The sequence below is a fragment of the Peribacillus huizhouensis genome, from assembly GCF_014138605.1.
Taxonomy (GTDB): Bacteria; Bacillota; Bacilli; order Bacillales; family DSM-1321; genus Peribacillus; species Peribacillus huizhouensis.
Map to the genome: position 1 here is coordinate 345,900 of NZ_JACJHX010000004.1, position 22,488 is coordinate 368,387.

The 22,488-nt window shown below is 38.3% G+C and carries 20 protein-coding genes; 7 read left to right on the top strand and 13 right to left on the bottom strand.

The annotated features are described in order from the left end of the window. The first annotated feature begins 78 nt into the window (after window positions 1-78). Window positions 79-831: an ABC transporter ATP-binding protein gene (locus HNP81_RS09200; RefSeq protein WP_182502407.1), complete on the top strand. Its 753-nt coding sequence runs from the start codon at window positions 79-81 to the stop codon at window positions 829-831. Further along, complete coding sequence (locus HNP81_RS09205) at window positions 821-1,978, top strand: ABC transporter permease (protein ID WP_028389825.1); 1,158 nt, start codon at window positions 821-823, stop codon at window positions 1,976-1,978. Before HNP81_RS09200 ends, HNP81_RS09205 begins: the two co-directional genes overlap by 11 nt. Before the next feature lie 94 nt (window positions 1,979-2,072). On the opposite strand, the gene HNP81_RS09210 is transcribed toward HNP81_RS09205, so the two are convergent. Further along, the gene (locus HNP81_RS09210; RefSeq protein WP_182502408.1) at window positions 2,073-3,440 is read right to left on the bottom strand and encodes an aspartate kinase; all 1,368 of its coding nucleotides are present in this window, start codon (window positions 3,438-3,440) and stop codon (window positions 2,073-2,075) included. A 206-nt stretch (window positions 3,441-3,646) separates the two neighbouring features. On the opposite strand from HNP81_RS09210, the gene HNP81_RS09215 reads away from it, so the two are divergent. Both HNP81_RS09215 and HNP81_RS09220 read left to right on the top strand, forming a co-directional pair. Continuing rightward, window positions 3,647-4,483: a DMT family transporter gene (locus HNP81_RS09215; RefSeq protein ID WP_182502409.1), complete on the top strand. Its 837-nt coding sequence runs from the start codon at window positions 3,647-3,649 to the stop codon at window positions 4,481-4,483. Between the two features lie 411 nt (window positions 4,484-4,894). Continuing rightward, on the top strand, window positions 4,895-5,026 hold the full coding sequence (locus tag HNP81_RS09220) for an FbpB family small basic protein (RefSeq protein ID WP_084552153.1): 132 nt from the start codon (window positions 4,895-4,897) through the stop codon (window positions 5,024-5,026). 109 nt (window positions 5,027-5,135) lie between these two features. On the opposite strand, the gene deoC is transcribed toward HNP81_RS09220, so the two are convergent. From deoC to HNP81_RS09275, 12 genes are all read right to left on the bottom strand, one after another. Beyond that, complete coding sequence (gene deoC, locus HNP81_RS09225) at window positions 5,136-5,813, bottom strand: deoxyribose-phosphate aldolase (RefSeq protein WP_182502410.1); 678 nt, start codon at window positions 5,811-5,813, stop codon at window positions 5,136-5,138. A 64-nt stretch (window positions 5,814-5,877) separates the two neighbouring features. Continuing rightward, complete coding sequence (locus HNP81_RS09230; protein WP_182502411.1) at window positions 5,878-7,179, bottom strand: pyrimidine-nucleoside phosphorylase; 1,302 nt, start codon at window positions 7,177-7,179, stop codon at window positions 5,878-5,880. A 292-nt stretch (window positions 7,180-7,471) separates the two neighbouring features. Beyond that, a complete protein-coding gene (locus HNP81_RS09235; RefSeq protein ID WP_182502412.1) occupies window positions 7,472-8,086 on the bottom strand; it encodes an AmiS/UreI family transporter in 615 nt (204 codons plus the stop codon). A 104-nt stretch (window positions 8,087-8,190) separates the two neighbouring features. Next, entirely contained in the window at window positions 8,191-9,372 is a 1,182-nt protein-coding gene (locus tag HNP81_RS09240; RefSeq protein WP_182502413.1) for a NupC/NupG family nucleoside CNT transporter, read from the bottom strand. A 125-nt stretch (window positions 9,373-9,497) separates the two neighbouring features. Continuing rightward, window positions 9,498-9,899, bottom strand: coding sequence for a cytidine deaminase (locus HNP81_RS09245; RefSeq protein WP_182502414.1), 402 nt, complete (start codon window positions 9,897-9,899; stop codon window positions 9,498-9,500). A 580-nt stretch (window positions 9,900-10,479) separates the two neighbouring features. Beyond that, window positions 10,480-11,424 carry a DNA-binding transcriptional repressor DeoR gene (deoR, locus tag HNP81_RS09250; RefSeq protein ID WP_182502415.1) on the bottom strand — a complete coding sequence of 315 codons (945 nt, stop codon included), beginning with the start codon at window positions 11,422-11,424 and terminating at the stop codon, window positions 10,480-10,482. Window positions 11,425-11,743: 319 nt separating this feature from the next. Next, window positions 11,744-11,938: a hypothetical protein gene (locus HNP81_RS09255; protein ID WP_028389817.1), complete on the bottom strand. Its 195-nt coding sequence runs from the start codon at window positions 11,936-11,938 to the stop codon at window positions 11,744-11,746. 282 nt (window positions 11,939-12,220) lie between these two features. Then, a complete protein-coding gene (gene cydC / locus HNP81_RS09260; protein WP_182502416.1) occupies window positions 12,221-13,942 on the bottom strand; it encodes a thiol reductant ABC exporter subunit CydC in 1,722 nt (573 codons plus the stop codon). Then, window positions 13,939-15,672: a thiol reductant ABC exporter subunit CydD gene (cydD, locus tag HNP81_RS09265; RefSeq protein WP_182502417.1), complete on the bottom strand. Its 1,734-nt coding sequence runs from the start codon at window positions 15,670-15,672 to the stop codon at window positions 13,939-13,941. The genes cydC and cydD overlap by 4 nt, the downstream gene beginning before the upstream one ends. A 42-nt stretch (window positions 15,673-15,714) precedes the next feature. Beyond that, on the bottom strand, window positions 15,715-15,816 hold the full coding sequence (gene cydS / locus HNP81_RS24585; RefSeq protein ID WP_376766727.1) for a cytochrome bd oxidase small subunit CydS family protein: 102 nt from the start codon (window positions 15,814-15,816) through the stop codon (window positions 15,715-15,717). 11 nt (window positions 15,817-15,827) lie between these two features. After that, entirely contained in the window at window positions 15,828-16,841 is a 1,014-nt protein-coding gene (locus HNP81_RS09270; RefSeq protein WP_182502418.1) for a cytochrome d ubiquinol oxidase subunit II, read from the bottom strand. A 15-nt stretch (window positions 16,842-16,856) separates the two neighbouring features. Continuing rightward, complete coding sequence (locus HNP81_RS09275) at window positions 16,857-18,188, bottom strand: cytochrome ubiquinol oxidase subunit I (protein ID WP_182502419.1); 1,332 nt, start codon at window positions 18,186-18,188, stop codon at window positions 16,857-16,859. Window positions 18,189-18,954: 766 nt separating this feature from the next. On the opposite strand from HNP81_RS09275, the gene qoxA reads away from it, so the two are divergent. The 3 genes from qoxA to qoxC all read left to right on the top strand — a co-directional run bounded on the left by qoxA (window position 18,955) and on the right by qoxC (window position 22,488). After that, window positions 18,955-19,875 (top strand): cytochrome aa3 quinol oxidase subunit II, encoded by a 921-nt coding sequence (gene qoxA, locus HNP81_RS09280; RefSeq protein ID WP_182502420.1) that lies wholly within the window; start codon window positions 18,955-18,957, stop codon window positions 19,873-19,875. Between the two features lie 70 nt (window positions 19,876-19,945). Further along, the gene (qoxB, locus tag HNP81_RS09285) at window positions 19,946-21,892 is read left to right on the top strand and encodes a cytochrome aa3 quinol oxidase subunit I (RefSeq protein WP_182502421.1); all 1,947 of its coding nucleotides are present in this window, start codon (window positions 19,946-19,948) and stop codon (window positions 21,890-21,892) included. Continuing rightward, window positions 21,892-22,488, top strand: coding sequence for a cytochrome aa3 quinol oxidase subunit III (qoxC, locus tag HNP81_RS09290; RefSeq protein ID WP_028389810.1), 597 nt, complete (start codon window positions 21,892-21,894; stop codon window positions 22,486-22,488). The genes qoxB and qoxC overlap by 1 nt, the downstream gene beginning before the upstream one ends.

The window sequence follows — 22,488 nt, forward strand, 5'->3', positions numbered from 1 at the left end:
CGCGACATAGTTGCAGATTCCCTCCACGATTCTTTGTATGATAAGAACAAGAAAACAAACGAGTCAGGAGGAATGAAAATGATTGAAATTCATGAAGTGACCAAAAAGTTCCAAGATAAAAAAATATACATTACCGCATTAAAGCATGTTTCATTTTCAGTAAAAAAAGGCCAGGTCGTAGGTTTACTCGGTGAAAATGGGGCTGGAAAAACGACCTTGCTTCGAACGATTGCAACCCTGCTTACGCCTACAGATGGGCAAGTATCGGTAGCGGGATTTAACACATTAAAACATGCAGATGAGATTAAAAAGAGGATTGGGGTATTGTTCGGTGGCGAAACTGGGCTATACGACCGTCTTACCGCCCGTGAAAACTTAGAGTATTTTGCCATGTTATATGGATTAAGCAAGCATGAAACGAAGGTACGTATTGACGACTTGGCAAAAATGTTTGGGATGAAAGATTACTTAAACAGGAAAGTCGGTAGTTTTTCCAAAGGGATGCGTCAAAAGGTAGCCATCGCAAGAACACTGATTCATAATCCTGATATTATCCTATTTGACGAACCGACAACTGGTCTCGATATTACATCTTCCAATGTCTTTCGCCAACTCGTCCATCAGCTAAAGCGCGATGGAAAGACAATAATCTTCTCAAGCCACATTATGGAAGAAGTTTCTATGCTTTGCGACACCGTTGCAATGATGCATAAAGGAGAACTTGTCTATCACGGTGATTTAGAGGAACTTTACAAATCTGAAGGCAGCCGCGATTTAAACTATATTTTCATGAGTAAACTTGTTAGGGGGAATGAAAACTATGCTTCTTAATATCTATTTAAAAGAAATAAAAGACTGCTTCCGAGATCAAAGGACTTTATTGCTGACTGTTCTTCTGCCAATTGTCATGATGACCCTTTTAACACTATTTTATGAAAAATTAGTCTCCGATAGTGGCGATGATACGTACAAACTTGCCGTTGATACCTCATTCGGGACAGATGAAGCGGATATTTTTCAGGCCTATAAGAATATTGAACTTGTTAAGTCTATAAATCCCGAAAAAACCGTGCAGGATGGCGACGCACAAGCCGCCCTTTTATTAACACCTGGTTTTATTCACAATATTGAACACTCTGAAGAAGCCTCGGTAACACTTATCGGTGATTCTTTCAGCCAAAACTCAGCTAATTTAATGAACATTGTTACGAATGCTTTATCCAACTACGAAATGTCTATTATTTCAGAACGTTTGCATGCCCAAGAAATAGATTCAGCATTAATCGAGCCATTTACGATTCATCAAAAAGAAATGTCAAAAGAAAACCCCAGTATCAATTTAATTGCGATGTTAATTCCAATGATGTTAGCTCTTGCAATTGGCATAGGTGCAGGTCCGGCCGCTTCCGATTTATTCGCTGGTGAAAAAGAAAAGAAAACGATGGAAGCTTTATTAATGACACCAGTAAAACGTTCCACCTTGCTTTTCTCAAAATGGTTAACCATCTCAACCATTGGTGCCTTAACTGGAATCATCACGTTAGTCGTTGTAGCATTAGAAATTACCTTTTTAACAGAAAACCTAAAAAAGGCCGTTTCATTTGGTGATAACGCCTATCTAGTCATTAGTCTAGCTATTTTAGTTTCGATCATCTATGCCATGTTCATTGCGTCCCTTCTTATGGTGACAAGCATTATCGGAAAAACTGTCAAGGAATCACAAAGCTATAGCACACCGATCCTAATGGTTGCAGTCTTCCCAACTTTATTTACTTCAACTATTGGGATCAATGAACTCACATACCAGCACTTTGCTATTCCAATCCTAAACATATTCAGCCTGCTAAAGGAATTAATCTTTGGCATAATCAACTATGAACATATTATGCTTACAATCTGCAGCAACCTAATTTGCATGATCCTCTTCTTTATCATCGGAAGAATTATGTTCATGAAAGATAAATGGGTGATGAATTAAGTAAAAAAAGATGACTCACGATTAAAATCTGTCGTTCGAGTCATCTTTTTCTATTTTAATATAATTTTATTCCCCTTATGGAACAGCCTTGTTGTTATACGTTCACCGCTACATTTGCGAAAAACTCCTGATATAGTGCACGAACGGCTTTCGCTTCATCTCGGGCTTTAATACCAAACATCATGCTTACTTCCGAAGATCCTTGGTTAATCATTTCAATATTTACTTTTGCATCAGCAAGAGCCTTAGAAGCCCGTGCTGTCGTACCTACATTATGCTTCATTCCTTCCCCGACAACCATAAGTAAAGCAAGGTCATGCTCTACCTTCACTTCATCGGCATGAAGCTCATCCATAATTCGTTTCACAATATTGGTCTCGATTTCTTTATTCAATCGATACTCTCTTAATATAATCGTCGTATCATCAATTCCGGATGGAATATGTTCATAGGAAACATGAAAGTCTTCTAAAATCTGTAATAACTTACGACCAAAACCGATTTCACGGTTCATTAAGTATTTTCTTACATAAATGCTACAAAACCCTTTGTCACTAGCAATTCCAACAACAGGACCATTCTCATTTTCACGAGTATTGACCACTTTTGTACCTTGTGCAGATGGATTATTCGTATTTTTTATTTGCACCGGGATTCCTGCACGAAAAGCCGGGAAGAGCGCTTCATCATGGAAAACGGAGAATCCTGCATAAGAAAGCTCTCGCATTTCACGATAGGTCAATTCTTTGATTGGCTTCGGATTTTCAACAACAGATGGATTAACTGAATACACAGCATCCACATCCGTGAAATTCTCATACAAATCCGCTTTCGTTCCATTAGCGAGAATCGAACCTGTTATATCTGAACCACTTCTGGAAAAGGTTACAACTTCACCGGCTTCGTTAAACCCAAAGAAGCCTGGAAAGACAAGAATCCCTGATTGGTCACGAAGCTTTGAGAGCTGATCATACGACTCTGGGAGGACTTGCGTATAACCTTCTTCGTCCGTAACAATGAGTCCAGCTGATTGTGGATTAATATAATGGGCATCGATACCCTGTTTACGAAAATAAGCGGCAACCAACTTTGCGTTATTATCTTCTCCACTCGCTTTAAGTGCGTCGATATATCTTGTTGGCTTGCTTTTGTCACCATGAAGCAGACTGATGAAATTTCCACGAATTTCCATCATTACTTCTTCTTCTAACTCTAATTCTTTAGCTATCTCAGCATATCGATTCACGACCATCTCTAATAAATCCATTGCATCCTCGCCAGAAAGCCGAGCCTCTGCACAAGCAATCAACAAATCGGTCACTTTTATATCTTCAAAATTTCGTTTTCCTGGGGCCGATACAACCACAATTTTTCGTTCCGAGTCTGAAATTACGATATCAAATACCTTTTTTAATTGTTCACCCGACGCAAGTGAAGAACCACCAAATTTTACTACTTTCAAATCATACAACCCCTATAGATAGAATTATCAGTTAATATTATCTTATTATTACGCTAATCGACTAAATAAGCAAGGGAATTCTTTCCCCTGTGTACATTTGTGTTTTTATAGAGGATATTCGTTAATTTATATCATTGATTTAGCTATCTGATTATCTTATAATTATGAAAGTTTTTATACATTTATTTAGAAAGCAGGCGCTATTGATGTGGGTATTATTGGCCATTCTCACGAGTTTATGCTTTGGAATTAATAACGCGATTTTTAAGGTTAGTAACGGAAGAGGCATTTCGAAAGTTCATATTCAGTTTTTCTTTTATTTAATCGCATTTATTATGACAGCTAGTTTCGGACTGCTAAATGATCGTTTTCATCCGAATTGGCTTTCGCTCATTCTTGGTTCAGCGATTGGAGTCCTGAATGCAAATGGCAATATCCAAATGTCCAGGGCTTTTGAAAAAGGGCCTGCAAGTCTCACGTCACCTTTAATTGCAGCTAATGCTATTTTTCCTGTAATAGCTGCTGCTTTAATTTTCGGGGAGCAGTTATCCTTTCTTCAAGGAATCGGTGTATGTTGTATGCTTGTTGCTGCTGTCGTGATTCAATATGCCCCCCATGCAAAAACAGATATTCAATATGGTTCTTGGATTTTTCATATTATACTTGCGATTCTTTCATTCGGTATAATAGGGATTTTAATGCAAACAACTTCCAAACTGCATATTCAACCTCTTGATGTGTTGACATCGATGTATTTTGGCGGTTCTGTTTACCTTTTCGTTACCATGTTTGTATTAAAGCAAAAGATTCAACCACTGGAAGTGAAAATTGGTAGCTTAGTTGGTTGTTTAAGTATTGTTGGCTATGCGTCGTATTTTTACGCGTTGAATACCGGAATCGCTAGTATTATCTTTCCGATTGTTAGTCTCAATTGCTTAATAGTCGTATTGGCTGGCTGTTACTTGTATAAAGAAAAGTTGAAATTGTACCAAGTGGCTGGTGTAATGGTAGCTTTTCTCGGTATTATATTAACTAAATTATAACGAAATGAGGCTGTGTCAATAAGTTAAGACCTCGTATTATATACAGTAAATTGTGATACATATTCAGTATCTAAACTGTTATAAGAATACATGGTCTGACCATTAATTGAGACAGTCTCATTTCGTTTGTTCTATTTCTTTTAGAAGACTTCTTCGATTGTTTCCTACTGGCTACTCTCGGGAAATAGGGTCTGACCCCTTTAAATAACGAAAAATCCCTTATATACCAAGGGATGATCCTGTTATATCAAACTTGGGAAATGGGGTCTGACCCTAACAATTCACAGAATTGTCGAAATGTTATTAGATTAAAAGACAGAATTGTTATATTATTAAGATAAGTAATCGTTAATTAGTTATTCCTTTACTCTCCCTTAGAATCGAAATAGAATAGAAAGGAGTATCGTTATTATGAAATTCATTAAGAAATCATTCAAAGAGTTATTACATGAGAATAAACAAGAATTGCTCAATGATAAAAAAGCACTAGAAAAAATTGAGATACGAATTGAAAAACGGCATGAACTAAAAAAGCTAGCTTAATATAGCTAGCTTTTTTAGTTTGTTTATTAAACTCTTTTTGTTAAATTCAAACAATAAAATGTGTTTTCCAATGCACTCAGTTTTACGTTTACCGGTCTCTTTTTACTGATCAATAAGCTGAGCTGGCTTGTTGGCCATTTACTATCGCAATACCGGAGCTCGCACCGATACGAGTTGCTCCCGCTTCAACCAAGGCTTCCACATCAGCGAGGTTACGGATTCCACCTGAAGCTTTAACACCTACATCTGGTCCAACTGTTTTACGCATTAAAGCAATATCAGCTACTGTTGCTCCTCCAGTAGAGAAACCAGTAGATGTTTTTACAAAGTCTGCGCCTGCTTTTACAGAAAGCTCACATGCACGTACTTTTTCTTCGTCTGTCAATAAGCATGTTTCGATAATGACTTTTGTTACTGCTTTTCCTTGTGCCGCATCAACCACCGCTTTGATATCTTTCAAAACCAATTCATCGTTTCTATCTTTCAGAGCACCAATGTTAATAACCATATCCACTTCTGTTGCACCTTTTTCAATAGCATCTTTCGTTTCGAACGCTTTTGTTTCAGAAGTAGATGCCCCTAATGGAAAACCAATGACTGTGCACACTTTTACATCCGGTGTATCCTTCAATACTTCGAAGGCAGTTTCAATCTGTACTGGATTCACACACACAGATGCAAAACGATACTCCTTCGCTTCTTTCGCCAATTGAATGACAGCTTCATGGCTAGCATCTGCCTTTAATAATGTATGGTCAATTAAACGAGCAATTTGTTCTTTATTCATATTCGTTCCTCCGTTAATATAAGATTAGAAATAGCCGTTACAGTATGTCCCGCAATGCTTAATATCAATGGATTTCTGCATGTACAAGGACAGGTTCCGCTACTTTTGTAAGGGAGAAGCTGTATGATTCATAAATGCGTTCCATAACATCATCAACATTTTCGCGATTGCTGTAGATGGTAACGATTGTATCGCCTTTTTTCACTTCATCGCCGATTTTCTTATGCAACATTAATCCAACAGCCAAATCCACAACTGAGTCTTTTGTAGCGCGACCCGCTCCAAGAATCATAGCTGCTGTACCAATGCTGTCTGCTTCGATTTTAGCTACATATCCATCTCCTTTTGCCAATACTGGAATTTCATATTTAGCTGCCGCCAATTTTAATGGATCGTCAATAACAGAAGCATCTCCACCTTGTGCAATAACGAACTCCTTGAATTTTTCAAGCGCTTTACCATTCGCAATAACTTCTTCAAGCATTTTACGTGCTTCTTCAACCGTTTTTGCATGCTTTGCCAATACAACCATCTTGCTACCTAATGTTAAGCAAAGTTCTTCCAAATCTTTAGGACCTTCACCACGAAGTGTAGCAATTGCTTCTTTCACTTCAAGAACATTACCAATCGCTAATCCAAGAGGTTGATCCATGTCAGAAATAACAGCCATTGTATCACGACTGACATTTTTACCAATTTCAACCATCGCATAAGCCAGCTTTTTAGCACTATCTACATCTTTCATGAAGGCACCTGCACCCACTTTTACATCAAGCACAATAGCATCTGAACCTGATGCAATTTTCTTACTCATAATAGAGCTTGCCATTAAGGGGATGGAATTAACAGTAGCTGTAACATCACGAAGACCATATATCTTCTTATCAGCTGGAGTCAAATTTCCTGTTGGCCCTGTAACAGCGACTTTCACTTCATTTACTTGATTGATGAACTGGTCGGCTTCTATTTCTGAGCGGAAGCCAGGAATGGATTCGAATTTATCCACTGTTCCGCCAGTATGACCAAGCCCACGCCCAGAAAGTTTCGCAACTGGAACACCAACTGCAGCAACTAGTGGAGCAAGGACAATTGTCGTTGTATCGCCGACACCACCTGTGCTATGCTTGTCGACTTTAACGCCGTCAATAGCTGACAGATCAATTTGGTCACCTGAATGAACCATTGCCATTGTCATATTTGCTGTTTCTTCAGCCGTCATCCCCCTAAAGAATACAGACATTAAGAAAGAAGACATTTGATAATCAGGAATAGAACCACTTGTATAACCTTCAATTATAAAATTGATTTCTTCTTTTGTTAATTCGCTACCATCACGTTTTTTCTCGATTAAATCTACCATTCTCATATATTCCAACTCCTCTTGTAGATGTTATTTCGCTCTTCATAGATTGTTTGATTTATTAAAAAACCTGCCCTTTTGTCTGTTCCGAAAACGTCTTTCGTCCATATGCCGAACATTAATGTTTCCGCCTTCAGGAGTGGAAGAAGGTATATTTCGTAAAACTAGCTTTAATATGGGATGATAAAATCCTTTGAACTTTGCTTAATCAGTTTCGAGCAAACGTAAAATCTTACTTGAACTTATGTGAGAATCATCACCACGTGATTCTTAGGCATTCCTCTTTGAGAACCTTTCCTTATAAAGAAACTGCTTGTTTTTGCTGAAGTGCTCTAAGATTGACAGCTCCCTTAATGAAATACAGAATGGATGCTGACAAAACTACCAGCCATATACGCTGAATCACCAATTCTTCCCACACTCCGATAAAAGAAAGAAGTGCTGGGAAAGTCAAAGTCACAAAAGACTGAACAAGAGCCACTTTACCAACAAACTCTTCAATCGGTTTCTTTAAAATATTAAGAGCATAGAATAGATACCATAAAAATGCCCACATCAGCCAGGTCAGCGCTGTCACATAATCTTGAAAATGAACAACAGAAACAAGAGCATAGAAGATAGCGATCATTGACACCCAAGCAGAGAACCATCCTAGTCCACTACCGTCTATTCCTTTATAGAATGTGAAGGATACATATAGAAATGTTAGGCCAAATAAGAAGGTAGCCGCAAGTCCATAGATTGTCCAATTACTCTGATCCGAAACCATAATTAGATAGAAAGGGATGACAATTTGCAGAATCCCCACAAAAAAATTTAAGATAGCTACACTCTTAGCTTCTGCCTTTCCTTTTAGCATCAATCCATTAAGGAATAATACAGCGCCTGAAAGCAGTATCCCTACATTTATCATGAACAAGTACCTCCTATTGGTGCATCGTTCTCTTGCAGAGAGACGAATGAAGAAAAAAGTAACGTATACCCATTATTCGGGAGTTACTTTTTTCTATTGTATATTTAGATGATTATTCCGACGATTGTAGCTGTTAAGATACTTACAAGTGTAGCTCCGTAGAGAAGTTTCAATCCGAACCGCGCAACTACATTCCCTTGTTTTTCATTCAAGCTTTTTACCGCACCGGCGATAATACCGATTGAAGAGAAGTTAGCGAACGATACAAGAAATACAGAAATGATTCCAATCGTATGAGCACTTAAGGTGTTAGCAACATCTCCCAGACTTATCATAGCAACAAACTCATTCGTTACAAGCTTCGTCGCCATAACACCGCCAGCAGAAATAGCCTCTGCCCAAGGAACACCCATTAAGAATGCAATCGGCGCAAACAGGTATCCTAAGATTTCCTGGAAAGAAATACCGAAGATCATATCGAACAATGAATTAATCATAGCCATCAATGCAACGAATCCAATGAGCATAGCGCCAACAATAACAGCCACTTTGAACCCATCCAAGATATACTCCCCAAGCATTTGGAAGAAGGACTGCTTCTCTTCATCCTCAATAGTAAGAATATCTTCATTTTCATCTACTTTATACGGGTTGATAATGGACGAAATAATGAAGCCCCCGAATAGATTCAGCACAATCGCTGTTACGACATATTTCGGTTCAATCATGGTCATGTAAGCACCGACAATGGACATGGAAACAGTCGACATGGCAGATGCACAAAGTGTGTACATCCGTTGAGGCGAAATTTTATCCAATTGTTTCTTGAGTGTGATAAACACTTCAGATTGGCCTACCATTACTGACGCAACAGCGTTATAAGATTCCATTTTTCCCATACCATTGACCTTACTTAACAGCCAGCCTATCCCTTTCATGAATAAAGGCAGGATTTTAAAGTGTTGCAGAATACCAATTAGTACAGAAATAAAAACAATCGGCAAAAGCACATTAAGAAAGAATGAATATTCACTTTTATTAGCCAATCCTCCGAATACAAATGAAACCCCGGCACTGGCATATTCCAATAAACGATCGAATACAGTCGATACACCTTTAATTAAGATATAACCGAAGCGTGTATTCAAGAGTAAAGCAGCCATTAAAAACTGAATGATCACCATAAGAATGATGTTCTTATATTTAATTTCTTTTTTATTTTTGCTTACTAAGAAAGCCAAACCGAAAACTAGTAATAATCCACAAAATGATATTAGGTATCCCATAAGTCCCTCCAAATGTTATCGTGTACTGTTAGAAAAACGCAGGTTTCTAGCGATACACTTTATAAGTGCAGTCTTTCAATGAATGGTAAAAGCCTTCTAGTAAATCACTTTTTTTGATATTGTGATTAGTTTTTTTGCATATCATTTGATGTAAAATAACCAGGCAACAATTGTTCAATTGTCGTTTCATGAATATCACCATTTAGGTTTGCAAGATAGATTTTTGTATCTTTATTTGCAAACTCTGCGATCACTTGCCGACAGGCTCCGCATGGAGATACTGGCCCCTCCGTATCAGCCACAATCGCAATTGCTTTCATTTCTGATTCTTTCTCTGAAACCGCTTTAAAAATAGCCGTACGTTCAGCGCAATTCGTAAGTCCGTACGAAGCGTTTTCAATATTGCATCCAAGAAAAACCTGATCATTTCCTGACAAAACCGCTGCCCCTACATTAAATTTAGAATAGGGTGTATACGCACTTTCTCTAGCTTTAATTGCCATATTCACTAATGCAAATTTGTCCATTTTAATTTCTCCATTTCTACTTTTATAATTTTCTGCACTTCAGACAATGACTGGTATCGCAACCATTGTGATTAGGCGAGTGTAAGCGCGCTTAAAGATTCATACTTCAAGGTAACTGGTGGCGTATTAACGCCATTCAGGTTTTATAGGAAAGGTTGTAATATTTCAACATCCGCATAAAAATAGCGATTTTTAAGGTCGGAGGTCAGACAACTAAAATTCAGTACGAACATCTGTAACCCATGCATTTTACATTTCACACAGAATTAAATGATTGAAAACATATAGTTAATCTATAATTTTCGTTTCACTTCCTTCACCTTTCTCTCTCGATTAGCTAAACAATTGTAAGAACGTTACTCTCAACAGAGAAAGCGTTATCAAATTCATTTGATTTCACTATAACAAATCATCAAACATTTGTAAAACATAAAATTAACTTATGTAAAATTACCATTATGTCCTCATATTTCCTTCTCTGTCTATTAGGCCAAAAATCCTTAGTAGTCTTCCATTTTTAACATATTAGATGACTCCTAAAAAAACACGGTAACCAAAGGGCTACCGCGTTTTTCCAATCTTATGTTTCTTTATTTAAAAGTATTTTTGCCGTGTTGGCATCTGTAATCAATACATTGCTCATTTTCGACTTAATTGCTCCTCTAATCCCGTCGATCTTCTTTAAACCGCCGGCTACAAGAATGGAGTGTTCTTTGTTCTTCAAATCATCCAATTCAACGCCAATTGTTCTAGCATTTAAATCTGGATTACAAATATGACCATCTTTATCGAAAAAACGGGAAGCAATATCACCGACAGCATGCTCTGAAATGACCTTTTCATCTTCTTCTGAAAAATAACCTAATTGAAAGAGCAGTGAATCGTTTTGTGGTACTCCAACCGTATAAATGGCAATATTCGCTTCTTTTCCAAGTGTAAGCAATTTACGAATATGACGGTCCGCATCTATGGCTTGTTTAACAACGATATGATCAACAATTGCCGGTAAAGGAAGTTGATAGAGCTTGGCATCGAACGCTTTCTCGAATAAATTCAATGCTTCTGAAGCATAGGTTTTATTTTGAGAATGGCTGACTCCACCCTTCAACTGAATAATTTTCACATCCCGTACTGATTTATGCTTAAGATGCAACGCTACTTGGTACATAGTTGTTCCCCAAGTGATACCAATAGTATCACCATCATTGACAATACTGCTAACATAGTCGGCAGCACCCTTGCCGATCGCCTGTTTTACAACATTCTCTTCGTATAGCGGAACTGATACGACAATTGCCTTTTTCAGACCAAATTTCTCTTCAAGTTCCTCTTCCAACATTCGACAGTTTTCTGATGGATCCATAATCTTAATCTCAACAATTCCCTCTTCTCTCGCCTGTTGCAGAATCTTTGATACAGTTGGTCTGGAGACACCAAGTTTCTTGGCAACTTCCATTTGACTAAAATCCATTAAATGATAGAGCTTTGCTGCTTCAACCATTTTTTCAATTTTTTCGGAATTCATTATATTCAGCCTTTCATATGCACATTTGTACTTATATTGTTACACATATGTATTTAGCTACGCAACACTATTCCTCTTTTTGTAAGTCTCTACATCTAAATTTTTGATTTAGGTTCTAATTTGATCTGTACCAAATTCTCATCGTTCTCCACCCTCACTTTCCTGACGATACCAGAAAGTGATTCCACAAAATATATATAAGTTTGTTTTGGGAAATGTTTTAAATTATTCGCCGGTAAAGTAACCTTAGCTACCTTGAGCAAAGACTACTTTTTTAACGAGTTTCTTCTATTTTAGTAATTTGTTAACAATGCAGACTTCAAGCCAATTCAATAAGAATGTACGCAATAGCGATTACTGAAATAACACCTAATCCTACATAGATTAGTGTTAAATTCAGTAAATTACCTTTTGTAGCTGCTCTATAATCTTGATCACTTTTACCAGCTAGCTTAATTGTAGATATTGCAGCAAATAGGCTAATAATAATGACTAGAATCATACTAACCTTCATGAGAATCTCCCTCCCAGTACTTCTTCTATTTAGTCCACTCCAGTTTCCCTTATACCAACCACTGAAAAACAATTGTCATCACTTGGCCAAAGAAATTAAACAACTACATATTCCCTTTGGAACACGAGACTTAATTCCAAAATATAAACAAAAAGGTAACATATACCATCTTCTCTCCTTTTCAGCAGAAAAGCAATCCCTCTCTGTTACCCTATAGGATTATTAGAGGATTCCCCAAAGAAGCTGCATATGCGAAAGATTATACAGCTCCGATCCCACTCATTAAAAAAGAACACTCTTCTCTATTTGCTTCATACCGTAAAAGTAACCTCTTCTCTCCATAAGTTCTGTGAATGAGCCAGATTCAACGACCATGCCTTGGTCCATTACGATAATCTGATCCATCTGTTCCAAACCGGTTAAGCGGTGACTTATGAGTACAATCGTATCGTCTTTTGCTTGTTTAAATAGGTGCCTATATACGTTTTGTTCCGTCAACGCATCCATTGACGAAGTCGGTTCATCCAATAACCATAAACGGCTTCTCTTTAATAGAGTACGGGCAATTGCCAACTTTTGTTTTTCTCCCCCGGATAGATTTTCTCCTTTTTCAAAAACAGGCTGGTCTAACGAGTATCCGTCAAGCTCTACTTTTACTAACACTTCTTTTAATTCATCATCTGTCGCATTTTCTTTTGCCAGAAGCAAATTTTCTTTAATGGTTCCGTAAAAAAAATGATTTTCTTGGAGAATCACATTCATGCTTTTCCAAATACTTTCTTCCTCAATCATATCAATAGACGTACCATTAAGTAATATCCTTCCCTCATCAGTATTCTGCATTTTCATAACCAGCTGTAGCAATGTCGATTTCCCTGAACCGGATGGGCCAACGATAGCAGTCTTTGACCCAGCCGACAAGGTTAGCGACACCTGATTCAGTACCAGCCGGGTATGATCAGAAAAAGAGAATGATACCTTGTCTATATCAATGGCGATCGCACCTTGCCCCAAGTTACACATCCCACTATCTAACTCCAATTTCAGAGGAGGATTCTTTTCCACCACTGAAAAGAGGCGGGTTGCAGCTCTTCGACTATCTTCAAAATGAACAGGAAAGGCAGCCAATGGAATTGAGTATTCAAACACATTTAGGGAAATCATCACAAGCATTGCGAGGTATAACCCATCCAATTTACCGGTTACAACTTGATAAGCCCCCAGTGTAACTATAGCCCAGGACACACAATTCGCGACTAACGTATTTAGCGTTTGACTGAAATTAGTTAAACCCTCTTTTCGCTCTTGCTCTCTTATGTACAGATTGGAAAGCTGTAGCAGCCTTCGTTCTTTTTCTTCCAACTTCTGATAGATTTTCAAATCACGGAATCCATAAAAAAACTCGGTTACCTCCGTAGACAATTCACCGCGTTCACTTTGAATTCCCTGCTCAATATCCCTTTGCCTTATTGCAAATAATATGGGGATGATAAAACCGGTTAAAATCATGCCAGCTAGTAATGACAACGCTACATAAACCGAATAAAAAGAAGTAAAGAAAATCGTACTTAAAAACACAAGTACGAAAACAATTGGTGGGTAGAATACACGCAGAAAAAAGTTTTGCAAACTCTCCACATCTCCGACAATGCGAGAAAGAAGGTCACCACTTCGATATTTTTGGAAAATGCCTGATGCCAGTGGTTCCAATTTCTCAAAAAATGAAACTCGTACATTTCCTAAAATGGAAAAAGTTGCTCGATGTGAAAAAAACCGCTCTGCATAGCGACTGAGGGCACGTGCAATTGAACACAGTTTCAACAATGCCAGCAAAACTGTCAACGTATACAAAGGCGGTACAAGGGCAGCTTTCGAAATCAAATATCCGCTTGCAGCAAATAAACTAATTGCAACAATTCCACTAAGAAATCCAAACAAAATGGTATACAAAATGTCTTTCTTCTCCATCGTAACTAACCGAATCACTTGAAATAAATCCCTCATTTTACGCCCCCTCCTTGTTGCACGTGCACCATATTACGATATTCTGTGACTCTTTCGATAAGGTCATCATGTCTTCCAGCCGCAACCAATCTGCCGTTTTTCAAAAATAAAATTTGATCGGCATCTTGAATCGTATAAAGACGGTGAGCGACAGTGATCACGGTTGATTTTTTGCTAAGTTCGCACATCGAAGCTTGCAATATTTGTTCTGTATAAAGATCAAGACCTGTCGTCGGCTCGTCGAAAAGTATAAGCGATGGTTGCTTTAAAAACGCTCTTGCGAGTGCTACTCTTTGCTTCTCACCGCCAGAAAGACCTCTTCCTGCTTCCCCAATTGTAGTATCAATCCCGTGTTCCAGCGACTGAATCATCTTTGATAGTCCCGCTTTTTGGGCAGCTAACTCTACATCCTTCATCGAGGCTTGCGGGTCCCCGCCCAAGCAGATATTTTCTGCAATGGTTCCGGAGAAAAGATAGGGATTTTGCGAGATGTAACTAATTTGATTAAACCAACTCTCCTCCTCATACTCGGTGCGTGACTTATTATTCACTCGGATCACCCCAGCAGTCGGTTCCAACAATCCAGCTATGATATGTAAAAGAGTGGTTTTCCCAGACCCATTAGGTCCGACTATGGCTATCTTTTCATATGGTGGGATTGTGACATTTAGATTCTTTATGGCAAAATCCCCTTCATCATAAGTAAACGTTAGATCTTGGATTTCTAGAGCAGGCGGGGAACTATCTTTAAGTAAATGTACGGTCCCCCATAGGATGGACCGCTCTTCTTGTGCTAATTCATCTGCTACCTTCTGAAAAGCCCCTTTACTCCCACGTCCAGAATGAAAGGCATTTCCCAAATCTTTTAAAGATAAATAAAAATCAGGTGCTAGTATTAATATGAAGAAGGCGGAGAAAAAGCTGATATTCTTGAAAACAACAAGGCGGAGACATAACTCAAATGCAATCAAACCAATACTAAGCGTAGAAATGAATTCTAATGTAAGTGACGATATAAAGGCGATTTTGAGGACCTCCATGGTAGCATCGCGAAAATCAAAGCTGCTTTTTCTAATTGTTTCTCTTTGTTGTCTGGCTCGGCCAAAAAGCTTAAGTGTGGTTAGACCTTGTAGAGTATCTAGAAAATGTCCCGAAAAGGCGGCCATCTTTTCCATCTGGTTTTCTGCCTTTTTTTGCGTTTTTATTCCGATTATGGCCATAAAAATTGGGATAAAAGGTGCCGTAATCAGCATAAGAAGACCCGAAAAGGCAGGTTGGGTAAAAACGGCAAGCAAAATAAGAACGGGAACAATTGCCGTTTGGATAATTTGAGGAATGTAACTACTGAAATAGCTGTCGATTTCATCTACCGCATCCATAGCCGTACTTACCTTCCGCCCCGTTTGGCCGCTCAAGGAAGCCTGTATCGGATTTTTGGCATATTTCACAAACAATAATCGTCTTATATCTCCTTTTACCTTTGAAGCAAGCCTAATTCCTGTTCTTCTTGCCGCATACATGAATAGTACTCTGGCGAAAAGTAAAGCTAGTAAAATCCACAACGGATGCTCAATAACGCCAAAGGAAGCGTTCTTAAGAAAGACCAAGTCAACAATTTTCACAAAATAATAAGCTTGGAAAACGATCACTACACCTGACAAACAAGCGAAAAGAACCAGTAACAACATGGTTCTTCTCTCTGCAAACGCCATTTTTTTCAGTTGATTCATAACATTGTCAATCTCCCAACTTTATCCTGGTTAAACGAACCATCAGTGGTATGGGTCTTTCCCTTTCGCTCCCCATACAAATAAAAGAATGATTGCGATTGCGATAATGATCCATGGTGCTACCATAATCAAGAATGTAGTCAAGAATACACCTCCTATTTCTTTCCTTGAACATACTGATTGCTAAACACAAACAAACGCATGAGAAGATAGAGCGATGGAATAAGCAATAATAGACCGGCAACAAAGGTAATGATTAAAGCGATGGCCATGGCTTCATTCGTAAATCCATCATAAATTGAGAGGTACGGGTAAAGCAGATAAGGTAAGTGAGCAGCCCCATATCCATAAAAGGCAAATGCGTATTGAAGCATGACAAATATAAATGAAAGGCCCAACCTCTGCTTTTTCAAAATGAGAAAGACCGCACCGAGGAAGAAAAGACTCGACAGAATGAACATCCAGGAAAGATCAAGCATACCGCTGAAATGCTCCCAATTGTGATGACTGATTGATAAAAATACAAGAAAACTTGCTAGAATGGTCGGTAGACTCCAAGAAAGGGCATACTTTCGCAAAATATGAAAAGCCTCCATATCCCCAGCTTTGTGAGCATAATAGGTTAAAAAACACGCTGAAATATACAGCACACTTACAATCGCCAAGATAATAACCGTCCATGAATAGAAGCTCGTAAATAACTCCCTGTAATCCAAAGACACATTGCCATTGTTCACAAATATATATTTACCCTCTGAAACCGTAAGGACAGTCGATAAGGAGGCCGGTATTAGTAGACCAGTTGCTCCGTACAAAAATTGCGTCCATCTTGCCTTTTTTGGACCATAATGATGAAAGGCATAGTATGAGCCGCGAATAGCAATCAAGATCGTCGCAATGCTACCTGGTATAAGTAAGGTTGTCCCATAATAATAGGCAATCGATGGAAAAAAGCCAATTAAGCCTACATAAAAGAAGATCAGGAATACATTTGTCACTTCCCAAACTGGTGAAAGATAACGATCAATAACTTTATGAACAATAGGCCCTTTTCCTGTTATCGATGTGTAATAGTTAAAAAAACCAGCACCAAAATCAATCGAAGCCACAATGACATAGCCGTATAAAAATGTCCATAGCACCGTAATGCCGAGTAGTTCATAGCTCATATCAACGGTTCCTCCTTATTCGATCCCTTGTTTTTTTAAATCCTTTTCAAGCGGGCTCGCTTTAAACACCCTTTTGAGTACAATAACAATAGAAATGGCCAATATGACATAGAGCAAGATAAACAGTATTAACATCGTGTCAACATGGTTTGATGTTGTCGCTGCCTCGGCGGTGCGCATCACCCCTCTAATAATCCATGGTTGACGACCTTGTTCTGCCATGAACCAACCAGCTTCAATCGCAAGCATGGCAAGTGGCCCTCCCGCTATAATAGCGCTTAATAACGGCTTATTACATTCATTCCATTTTCCCCTGTACTGCATACAAAAATAGACAAAAGAAACAAGAGCGAGAAACATGCCGATAGTAACCATCCAATCAAAGTAATAGTGGACAATCAAAGGAGGCCAATCCTCTTCTGGAAATTCCTCCAAGCCAATTACTTCTGCCCCTGGAATCCCATGCGCCAGTATACTTAATGCATATGGAATTTCTATAGCCTGACTAATTTTATTGTTTTCATCTAAAGAACCAGCAAAAATTAACGTCGCACCTTTCTCCGTTTCAAAGTGCCATTCAGCTGCAGCTAGCTTTTCAGGTTGGTATTGAGCTAAGAATTTTCCTGATAAATCCCCAATCAAAGCGGTACTGATAGCAAAGGCTAGTGCGACTGTCATTGATAATTTCAACGCTTTTTTATGATAAACATGGTTTCTGCCTCTATAAATTGAAAAGGCCGCTATTGACGCGAAAATGAAGGCAGCCGTTAAATAAGAAGATGCCATAACATGCGTTACCTTTGTTGGGGTGGCTGGATTAAACATCGCCATTATGGGATTTACATTCGTTAAAATGCCATTTTCATAATTAAAACCGATAGGTGAATTCATGAAAGCATTCACTGTCGATATGAAAAAGGCTGATGCGCCACCACCTATAAAAACAGGGAGTAATAAGAGAAAATGAGCATACTTGCTCTTAAATCGATTCCATGTATAGAGATAGATCCCTAGGAAAATGGCTTCAAAAAAAAAGGCAAATGTCTCCAAGAATAAAGGAAGGGCAATGGTATGTCCAGCTGCTTCCATAAAATTCGGCCACAATAAGCTGAGTTGTAAGGAAATCGCAGTGCCGGTAACCACCCCAACAGCAACAGAGATGATATACCCCTTAGTCCAACGCCTTGCAAGCACATGATAATGCAGGTCATTCCGTTTAATTCCGATCCATTCTGCTAACGCAATCAGAAGCGGAATACCAGCCCCTAGAGTGGCAAAAATCGTATGAAAACCTAACGTGGTACCGGTTAGTATTCGGCTATATAAAACGGGATCATACTCAACCATTGTGAATCCTCCTTTACTTCATAATAAAAAAAGCAATTAGAGTAGAAGTATTTTTCTAGTCCTTTCTCATTGCAATTTTTTCACTTCCAAGACTGTACATGTTATTTTTTTCTTTTCTTTGAGATTTATTCATATCCGATAAAAATACTTATTTTGAATGAAGGACATGTTGGGCTTCATGAGTTACTACTTTAGATAATCTACTTTGCAGATATACGAACTTATTATGAATATGCTTCAAAAACCAGCTCCGCACCGCCACCATTGTGATTAAGCGAGCGTAGCGTGCTACAGGATAGTTTCTTTATCGTAAATACTGCGTTTTAACGCCATATTCGTTTTATTTTCTTAATCCCCTCAAAAATTGTAGATTCTTCCCAGGTGTAAACTCAGGACTAAATAATATGTAATCAAAAAAAAACTGCACCTCTAATTGTTAGTGGTTGCTAACAATTAGGGTGCAGTTCACTTATGGTTCCTGCTTCCAAACAATTATAGTAATATAATTTAATAGAATTTATTCATGAGATCTAATATATTTCGATAAAATAATCCTGAACTCTATCATCATATGTCATCATATTCAATTAATCCAATATATCTCCTCGACTGCCACTTTTTCTCAATATCTTCATGAACTTTTTGTGACATATTTATGTTTTGATTGTATTTTTATAAGGTTAATAATAAGATAGAATCGTCAGTTTGTGAAACAGTTAACACTTTATCTAAATAACTAAGAAATATAAGGGAAAGGGGTACTACTATGAAGTTAAAATGGACTCTATTAGCCATGATTTTCACGGTTGCTGCTGTGCTATCTGGTTGTGAGCCACTATTGGTCTTGGACCCTAAAGGGCCGCAAGCTAAAGTGCAAGCCGATGATATTATGTTATCGATCTGGATCATGTCTGGTATTGTTATTGTTGTTTTTGCAATTTTAGTATTCGTGTTAGTTAAATACCGCGCTTCTAAGCAGAGTGCAGATTATGAACCTCCACACATTGAAGGTAATATGTTTGTTGAAGCAATTTGTATTGGTGTTCCAATTATTATTGTTATTTTCCTTTCTGTTATGTCTGTTAAGAGTAACTATGAAGTAGAGGCCACACCGAAAGGATACGAAGGTCAAGAACCATTAGTCATATACGCTTCATCTTCTGACTGGAAATGGCATTTCAGTTATCCTGAAGAAGGTATTGAAACTGTTAACTATGTAAATATTCCAGCAGGCCGCCCACTTGAATTCAAACTTTATTCATACGGGCCAATCACTAGTTTCTGGATTCCACAACTTGGTGGACAAAAATACGCAATGGGTGACATGGTTACAACATTACATTTAGCCGCAGACGAACCTGGTGAATTAATGGGTCGAAACGCAAACTTCAGTGGAGCAGGATTTGCTGAAAATACGTTTGATGTTGAGGCAATGTCCCAAACTGACTTTGATAAATGGGTAAAAGAAGTGCAAGATACAGCTAAACCTCTTACTGAAGAGAAATTTAATGAGTTATTAAAACCTGGACATCTTGGACGATCCACATATACTGGAACGCATTTAGAATTCTCACCAGCTCCAGAACATCATCATGATTCAGCCGATTCTGATAAGGTTTCAGAAGGCGAACACCATCATGAATCAAGTGATTCTGGGAAGGAAGCAGATCACAGTCATCATCATTAATAGGTTACACATATACTAACCACTCGTTTTATATGAAAAGCAATATAATCTTGAAAGGAGTCAAAAAAGTATGGATTTCTTTAATCGCTTTGCCATACCGCATCCAAGCTTTTTGATATACGCATCAATGGTTGCCATTGGTCTTACTGGTATTGCGGTAATCTTAGGTATAACCTATTTTAAAAAATGGGGTTATCTATGGCGTGAATGGTTAACAACAGTAGACCATAAACGGATCGGTATAATGTATCTAATTTCTGCTTTACTTATGCTATTCCGCGGTGGCGTTGATGCTATTATGTTACGTGCTCAACTTGCCATTCCTGATAATAAATTCTTAGAATCTCAACATTATAACGAAGTATTCACAACTCACGGTGTTGTTATGATTCTCTTTATGGCTATGCCATTTATTATGTTCTTTTTCAACTTCGTCGTACCATTACAAATTGGTGCCCGTGACGTAGCCTTCCCACGTCTAAACGCCATAAGCTTCTGGTTATTCTTTATGGGTGCGATGCTATTCAACATCTCATTCGTAATTGGTGGTTCACCTGATGCAGGTTGGACTTCTTATTTCCCACTTGCAGGGAATGATTTTAGTACTTCCGTAGGTTCGAATTATTACATGATTGCAATTCAGATAGCTGGTATCGGTACTTTAATGACGGGTATCAACTTCATCACGACTATTTTTAAGATGAGAGCACCAGGCATGAAATTAATGCAAATGCCAATGTTCACATGGTCTGCTCTAATCTCTAACTTAATCATTGTTTTTGCTTTCCCAGTATTAACCGTATTACTTGCAATGGGTACAATGGATCGTTTATTCGATACAAAATTCTTTACAATTGGTGACGGTGGTTCAGATATGCTTTGGGCCAACCTATTCTGGGTTTGGGGACATCCTGAAGTATATATCTTGATCTTGCCGGCATTCGGTTTATTTAGTGAGATTATCTCGACCTTTGCACGTCGCAATCTTTATGGGTATAAATCCATGGTTGCTTCAATGGTTGTTATCTCTGCCTTTTCATTCTTTGTGTGGGCTCACCATTTCTTTACGATGGGGCAAGGGGCACTTGCAAACAGCTTTTTCTCCATTACAACGATGGCGATTGCTGTTCCAACTGGGGTTAAAATCTTCAACTGGTTGTTCACCCTTTGGAAAGGAAAAATTGAATTTACTACTCCAATGCTTTACGCGATGCATTTCCTTCCGCTGTTCACACTTGGTGGGGTAACAGGGGTTATGCTTGCGATGTCAGCTGCGGATTATCAATATCATAATACAATGTTCTTAGTTGCTCATTTCCATAACGTGATTATCCCTGGTGTTGTATATGCAATGCTTGCTGGTCTTACGTACTACTGGCCAAAAATGTTCGGATTCATGTTAAATGAGAGAATCGGTAAATGGACAGTATGGTTAATGTCTACTGGATTCATTTTAGCTTTCATCCCAATGTATATTACTGGTTTAGACGGTCAAGCACGCCGGATGTACACGTACTCTGAAGCAACTGGATTTGCTCCATTGAATATGGTTGCATTTATCGGAGCAGGTATTATGGCCATTAGTTTTGCGTTACTTGTCTACAATATCTATTATAGCGTTCGTTACTCACCACGGAATATCGGTAACGATCCATGGAATGCACGTACTCTTGAGTGGGCTACTCATACTCCAGTACCGGAATACAACTTTGCGGTTATGCCGCAAGTTAAATCAACTGAAGCATTCTGGGATGCTAAGAAACATGGCCACGAAATATTTAAAGGTAAAATCGAAAAAATTCATATGCCGAATTCTAGCGGTTTACCATTTATTATGAGTTGTATCTTCTTTGTCTTTGGATTTAGTATGATCTTCAGTATCTGGCCACTTGCCATTATTTCGTTACTCGGTATCCTAGGTTGTCTTGTATACCGTTCGTTCGAAAAAGATCATGGACATTACATCCCTGTAGAAGAAATTGAAGATACAGAAACAAAATTGCGAGGTGCTAAATAATGAAAATTGATCACTCGCTTCCACTTGAATATAGCACGGAAGAAAACCGGTTAAAAATCTTTGGTTTTTGGATCTTCCTAGGTGCCGAAATTATGCTTTTTGCAACTCTTTTCACGTCTTACTTCGTGTATGAGCACCGTTCGGGCAATGGTCCTTCCGGTGCAGAAATCTTTGAACTATCACCAGTATTAATGGAAACAATCTTGCTTTTAGCAAGTAGTTTTACTATTGGTCTTGGTATTCACGCCATGCGCTTAGGCAAACAAAAAGCCATGATGGCCTTCTTTGCGGTAACCCTTGTTCTAGGTTTAGGGTTCTTAGGATTTGAAATTTTCGAATTCACAACGTATATACACGAAGGTGCTGGAATAACCACTAGTGGATTCACATCCATGTTATTAACAACGTTAGGAACACATGGACTGCACGTAACATTTGGTTTCTTCTGGGGATTAGCTATTCTCCTACAAGTGAAAAAACGTGGATTGACACCTGAAACAGCCAATAAATCATTCATTTTCTCTCTTTACTGGCATTTCCTAGATGTAGTTTGGATCTTTATCTTTAGCTTCATCTACTTGAAAGGAATGATGTAA

Coding starts and splice junctions, on each gene's coding strand:
- HNP81_RS09220 (WP_084552153.1), top strand. CDS start 4,895: ATGAAATTCATTAAGAAATCATTCAAAGAGTTATTACATGAGAATAAA.
- HNP81_RS09240 (WP_182502413.1), bottom strand. CDS start 9,372: ATGGGATACCTAATATCATTTTGTGGATTATTACTAGTTTTCGGTTTG.
- HNP81_RS09255 (WP_028389817.1), bottom strand. CDS start 11,938: ATGAAGGTTAGTATGATTCTAGTCATTATTATTAGCCTATTTGCTGCA.
- qoxA (WP_182502420.1), top strand. CDS start 18,955: ATGAAGTTAAAATGGACTCTATTAGCCATGATTTTCACGGTTGCTGCT.
- deoR (WP_182502415.1), bottom strand. CDS start 11,424: ATGAATTCCGAAAAAATTGAAAAAATGGTTGAAGCAGCAAAGCTCTAT.
- HNP81_RS09205 (WP_028389825.1), top strand. CDS start 821: ATGCTTCTTAATATCTATTTAAAAGAAATAAAAGACTGCTTCCGAGAT.
- HNP81_RS09275 (WP_182502419.1), bottom strand. CDS start 18,188: ATGGTTGAGTATGATCCCGTTTTATATAGCCGAATACTAACCGGTACC.
- HNP81_RS09215 (WP_182502409.1), top strand. CDS start 3,647: ATGTGGGTATTATTGGCCATTCTCACGAGTTTATGCTTTGGAATTAAT.
- cydD (WP_182502417.1), bottom strand. CDS start 15,672: ATGAATCAACTGAAAAAAATGGCGTTTGCAGAGAGAAGAACCATGTTG.
- deoC (WP_182502410.1), bottom strand. CDS start 5,813: ATGAATAAAGAACAAATTGCTCGTTTAATTGACCATACATTATTAAAG.
- qoxB (WP_182502421.1), top strand. CDS start 19,946: ATGGATTTCTTTAATCGCTTTGCCATACCGCATCCAAGCTTTTTGATA.
- HNP81_RS09270 (WP_182502418.1), bottom strand. CDS start 16,841: ATGAGCTATGAACTACTCGGCATTACGGTGCTATGGACATTTTTATAC.
- HNP81_RS09230 (WP_182502411.1), bottom strand. CDS start 7,179: ATGAGAATGGTAGATTTAATCGAGAAAAAACGTGATGGTAGCGAATTA.
- cydC (WP_182502416.1), bottom strand. CDS start 13,942: ATGAGGGATTTATTTCAAGTGATTCGGTTAGTTACGATGGAGAAGAAA.
- qoxC (WP_028389810.1), top strand. CDS start 21,892: ATGAAAATTGATCACTCGCTTCCACTTGAATATAGCACGGAAGAAAAC.
- HNP81_RS09235 (WP_182502412.1), bottom strand. CDS start 8,086: ATGATAAATGTAGGGATACTGCTTTCAGGCGCTGTATTATTCCTTAAT.
- HNP81_RS09245 (WP_182502414.1), bottom strand. CDS start 9,899: ATGGACAAATTTGCATTAGTGAATATGGCAATTAAAGCTAGAGAAAGT.
- HNP81_RS09200 (WP_182502407.1), top strand. CDS start 79: ATGATTGAAATTCATGAAGTGACCAAAAAGTTCCAAGATAAAAAAATA.